The organism is Mycobacterium sp. (genome assembly GCF_052144515.1).
GTDB lineage: Bacteria > Actinomycetota > Actinomycetes > Mycobacteriales > Mycobacteriaceae > Mycobacterium.
Genome location: NZ_JBKQQD010000320.1, coordinates 1 through 4,746 on the forward strand (window position 1 = coordinate 1; position 4,746 = coordinate 4,746).

General features: G+C 66.9%; 5 protein-coding genes. 4 read left to right on the forward strand and 1 reads right to left on the reverse strand.

The genetic code is table 11. The annotated features are described in order from the left end of the window. The 4 genes from ACLP9N_RS21565 to ACLP9N_RS21580 form a co-directional block, all read left to right on the forward strand. Window positions 1–367: response regulator transcription factor (locus ACLP9N_RS21565; RefSeq protein WP_442409318.1), on the forward strand; the 367-nt coding region annotated here is incomplete at its 5' end. Window positions 368–501: 134 nt separating this feature from the next. Next, window positions 502–696: a hypothetical protein gene (locus ACLP9N_RS21570; RefSeq protein ID WP_442409319.1), complete on the forward strand. Its 195-nt coding sequence runs from the start codon at window positions 502–504 to the stop codon at window positions 694–696. After that, window positions 687–1,100 carry a PIN domain nuclease gene (locus tag ACLP9N_RS21575; RefSeq protein ID WP_442409320.1) on the forward strand — a complete coding sequence of 138 codons (414 nt, stop codon included), beginning with the start codon at window positions 687–689 and terminating at the stop codon, window positions 1,098–1,100. Before ACLP9N_RS21570 ends, ACLP9N_RS21575 begins: the two co-directional genes overlap by 10 nt. A 123-nt stretch (window positions 1,101–1,223) precedes the next feature. Continuing rightward, the gene (locus ACLP9N_RS21580; protein WP_442409321.1) at window positions 1,224–4,256 is read left to right on the forward strand and encodes a Tn3 family transposase; all 3,033 of its coding nucleotides are present in this window, start codon (window positions 1,224–1,226) and stop codon (window positions 4,254–4,256) included. A gap of 180 nt (window positions 4,257–4,436) precedes the next feature. Here the strand turns inward: ACLP9N_RS21580 and ACLP9N_RS21585 are convergent, their stop codons facing one another. Continuing rightward, window positions 4,437–4,631 (reverse strand): three-helix bundle dimerization domain-containing protein, encoded by a 195-nt coding sequence (locus ACLP9N_RS21585; protein ID WP_442409322.1) that lies wholly within the window; start codon window positions 4,629–4,631, stop codon window positions 4,437–4,439. Window positions 4,632–4,746: the final 115 nt, after the last annotated feature.

A 4,746-nucleotide genomic window follows, 5' to 3' on the forward strand; every position in this document is an offset into this window, starting at 1 on the left:
CGCCGTCCGGTTCAAGGTATGGGACGCCGGCTACGAAGCCTCGGTGGCCGCGCTACGAGATGCGATGGGTGAGAAGGACTTTGAGTCTGCGTGGGCCGAGGGTGCGGCCCTGTCGATTGAGGAGGCGATCGCCAACGCCCAGCGCGGCCACGGCCAACGCAAACGACCGACCAGCGGCTGGGGGGCGCTCACCCCCACCGAACGCGACGTCGTGCGCCTGGTCAGCGAAGGGCTGGGCAACAACGACATCGCCACAAGGCTTTTCGTCTCACCGCGCACGGTGCAATCGCACCTAACCCACGTCTATACCAAGCTCGGCCTGACCTCGCGCGTGCAGCTGGTCCAAGAAGCGGCACGCCACGGCTGACCACGCACCACCACAGTGGCAGGGGTCGCCGTAGCAACCGAACGAAACTGATCGTTTTCGAAAGCCCGCAAGGGGATCGCTCAACGGGCGATCGTTAGGATATACGCGTCTACCCTCCGTATATACTGGGTCTTGTGGCGAAACATTTGGTCGATCTCGATGAGAACACGCTCGCCGCGGCTCGCGCTGAGCTCGGCACGACCACGATCAAAGACACGGTGAACGAGGCGATCCGCCGGGCAACGTCGCGACGAGGGCGGCGAGTGGCCGCGGCCTTGGACATCTTGTCTGATGCCTGCCTTGACGATCGTGCTGAAGCGTGGCGCTGAGGTTTCTGCTCGACACCAGCGTGGTCAAGCGGCTCGGCCGCTCCGAGGTGCGCCAGGTGGTTGAGCCGTTGGCGATCGCGGGTGAGCTGGCGCGTGCCAGCATCTGCGACCTCGAAGTCGGATACTCAGCCCGGAACGCCGAAGAATGGGATCGGCTGGTGGGAGCGCTCGACGCGTTCGAGCTCGTCGATTCGACCGCAGCGCACCAACGTCGAGCGCTTCAGGTTCAGCGCCTCCTCGCTCAGCGCAGTCAGCGAGGCCGCAAGATCCCCGACCTCTTGATCGCGGCGGCAGCCGAGGAACTCGGCATCGCTGTCCTCCACTACGACGCCGACTTTGATCTGATCGCGTCGGTGACCGGCCAGCGCTGCCAGTGGGTCGTGCCCAGCGGCACCGTGGAGTGACCTGACCTTGTGTCACTAAGCGATCCCCTTACGGGCGGTGCGCCGCGGCCCTTGCGGGCCTCCATTGACCGTGGCTAGCGTCCTTGCGGTGACGGCTCGAACCGCGGGCCGTTCGGAGGTGAGATGCCGGTCCGCTACCTGTCTGATCCCGAGCTTGCCCGGCTGAGCAGCTGGCCGGACGAGATCGCTGTCAAGGACGCGGTCACCTACTTCACGCTGTCGGCCGACGATCTGTCGTGGCTGGCGGGCTTCAACCGCCAGCAGAACCGTCTCGGCGTCGCCGTCCAACTGTCGACGCTGCCGTGGCTGGGCTGGATTCCCGACGACCTGGCCGCGTGCCCGCCCTTCGCACTGGATCGTCTCGCGCTGGCTTTGGGTATTGCGCCGGATATCTCGTCGGCATTGCTGGCGGAGTACGGCGGCTGGCAGGGACGAACCCGCCGGGAACACCGGGCACGGGTGCTGGCTCGCCTGGGTTGGTGCTTGTGCGCCGCCGGCGAACGCAAGCTGCTGGACGAGTTCCTGCTGGCGCGGGCGCTCGAGCACGATGCTCCCGGCGTCCTGCTGCAGTTGGCTTGTGACTGGCTGCGCGCCGAACGGGTTGTCCGGCCTCCGGTCGACAGCCTAACGCGTCGGGTGGCCACGGCCCGCGATGCTGCTCGCGCCGAGACCTACCACCGGCTTGGGTCGCTGCTGCAGCCACCAAGGCCGATGCAGCTGGACGGTCTGCTCGATGTTGACCCCGACCTCGGCTTGACACGCCTGGCGTGGCTGCGCCGCGGGGCCACCGTTGCCACGCCCGAGCTGCTCAAGGCCGAGCTGGACAAGCTGGAATTCCTACGGCGCCACGGCGCCGATCGCCTAGACCTGTCCCGGCTGCCGGTTGGGCGCCGGCGCATCCTCGCCGAGATTGGCCGTCGCTCGACCAATCAGGCGTTGCAGCGCGCCGCGGTCGACCGGCGTCACCCGGTGCTGTTGGCAACGCTGGCCGAAACCTATGTCGAGGTGCTCGACGAGCTGGTGCAGCTGCTCGACCAGGCGCTCGCCAGCGCGGATTCCCGAGCCCGCCAAGAACTTTCGCAGCGGCTGGTCGACCGCGCCAAGGCCGAGGTAGACCGGGGCCGGCTGCTCGACGAGATCCTCGACGTGCTCGCCGACCCGAACATCCCCGACGAGCAGGCCGGCCGGGTCATCCGCCAGCGGATCGGCATGGACCGCCTGATCGCCGCCCGACGCCCACCAGAGGATCGCGGGCAGCGCGACCATGGACACTTCGACCTGCTCGCCACCCGCTACAAATATTTGCGCACCTTCACCCCTGCCGTGATCGCCGCGCTCCCGCTGACCGGCAACACCACAAGCCCGTCCGTCACGGCGCTGCTCACCGCCGTCGAGGTGCTGCGCGAGCTCAACGCCGCCGCCCGCACCGCTGTCCCGGACGAGGCGACCACCGCCGCGGCGACGGTGTTCGTGCCGGCGCGCTGGCGTGGCTACCTCGACGCCACCCGCGGTCAAGGCCGCGGCGCGGCCTACCGACACTACTGGGAACTGGGGGTCCTCTACGGGGTGCAGGCCGGGCTGCGCTCCGGCGACCTATGGGTGCCCGGCTCACGCCGCTACACCGATCCGTCCACCCTGCTGTTACCGCCGGATCGGTGGGCGGGGCAGCGAGACGACTTCTGCACCATCACCGGCACCGACCCCAGCGCGTCCCGGCACCTCGATCGACTCGAGGCCGAGCTGCACGCAGCCGTCGCGGCGTTAGAGACGGTCTTGGCGGATCCAGGCACAGAGGGACTCGCACGTCTCGGTGATGACGGTGAGCTGATCGTGTCGCCGCTGCCCGCCGAACAGCTCCCGGCCGAGGCGGATACGCTCGCCGGGGCCACGTCGGCGCGGCTGCCCACGGTGCAGTTGCCGGCGCTGCTGATCGAGGTTGACCAGCTGACCGGGTTCAGCGAGGAGTTCACCCATGCCGGCGGCGCGCAACCACGCAACCCAGATCTCACCCGCAACCTGTATGCGTCGCTGATCGCCTACGCGTGCAACCTGGGCTATGCCGGGATGGCCGACGCCTCGGGCATCTCCGAAGACGCCCTGGCCTGGACCTCGCAGTGGTACCTGCGCCAAGAGACGCTGCGGGCGGCGAATACCCGTCTGGTCAACGCACACCACGCGCACCCGCTGGCCGCACTGTGGGGTGGTGGGATGCTGTCGTCTTCCGATGGGCAGCGGTTCCCGCAGCGTGGCCGCAGTCTGACTGCCCGGGCGTTGTCGCGCTATTTCCTCGACGAGGGCACCACCACTTACACCCACGTGTCCGATCAACACTCCACCTACGGCACCAAGGTCATCCCGACCACCTGGCGCGAGGCCGTCGCCGTGCTCGACGAGATCTTCGGCAACCCAACGGATTTGCCTCTCACCGAGCACACCGTCGACACCGCCGGACAGACCCTTGCGACGTTTGCGATCTTCCACCTGGCCGGGTTGCAGTTCTCTCCGCGCATCCGCGACATCGGCCGCCTACAGCTCTACCGCATCGGAACTGCCTCCGACTGGCGCTCTCGATACCCGCACGCCGGGCGGCTGCTCGGCCAACCGATCCAGACCCAGCTGATCGCGGACCACTGGGATGATCTGCTGCGCCTGGTTGCCTCGATGAAGTTCGGGCACACCACCGCAAGTCTGCTGATCGCCAAGCTCCACGCCAGCAGCCGCCAGAGCACGCTCGCGAAGGCGCTGCACGAGTACGGGCGCCTGATCCGCACCCTCTACGTATGCCGTTACGTCGCAGACGAAGAACTACGACGCCGGGTACGGCGTCAGCTCAACAAGGGCGAAAGTCTGCATGCGCTGCGGCGTGACTTGTTCTTCGCGCATCAAGGCCACGTCCGACGACGTCATCTCGATGACCAAATCGATCAGGCACTGTGCCTCACCTTGGTCACCAACGCCTGCGTGCTGTGGACCACCACCTATCTCGGCGACACGATCGACGCCCTGCGGGCAGATGGCATCGAGGTCGGCGACGAGACTGCGGCGCACCTGACGCCGGCCCAGCATGATCACATCAACTTCTACGGCACCTACTCCTTCGACATCGATGCCGAGCTCCGCCGCGACGGCCACCGCCCGCTACGCATCCCCGCATAACCGTTGGGAAATCACAAAACAACCAGATTCGTTCCGTTGCTAAGCCGACCCCGAGGAAGACAACCGAGGCAGGCTGGAATGGATGATGGCCGCTCTGCATCGACGCTTCCCGGACCTCAACCCTGCGATAACCACCAATTGGGGAGCTGAGCGGCCCGGTAAACCGAGTAGCCGCTGCTCCTAGAGCGGGGCGGTGACTGACTCAGCAGCACGTCCTGAAAGGCTCTGGCTGGCCCGGCGCTCGGCCAGGAGGGGAACGAAGTCTCGCACCGAACTGTCGGTGAATCGCGCGTAAGCGTCCGCGACGGCAGCCGAGATGTGATCTTGCGGCAAGTGCGCGAACTTGCGGACGAGCCGCTGTCGCACTTCGTCCATCGTTGCCGCCTCGCTTCTGAAGTCGGGCACGCTTCACAGCGTCCGCCTTCGGCTGTGGCGTCGTCAAATCGACTCCGCTCGGATTGCTCTCGTCAGTGCGATGCCTGGTCTGGGG

What these genes read in the sequence shown, in the direction of transcription:
- ACLP9N_RS21580 (WP_442409321.1), top strand. Translation starts at nt 1,224, where the DNA reads ATGCCGGTCCGCTACCTGTCTGATCCCGAGCTTGCCCGGCTGAGCAGC.
- ACLP9N_RS21585 (WP_442409322.1), bottom strand. Translation starts at nt 4,631, where the DNA reads ATGGACGAAGTGCGACAGCGGCTCGTCCGCAAGTTCGCGCACTTGCCG.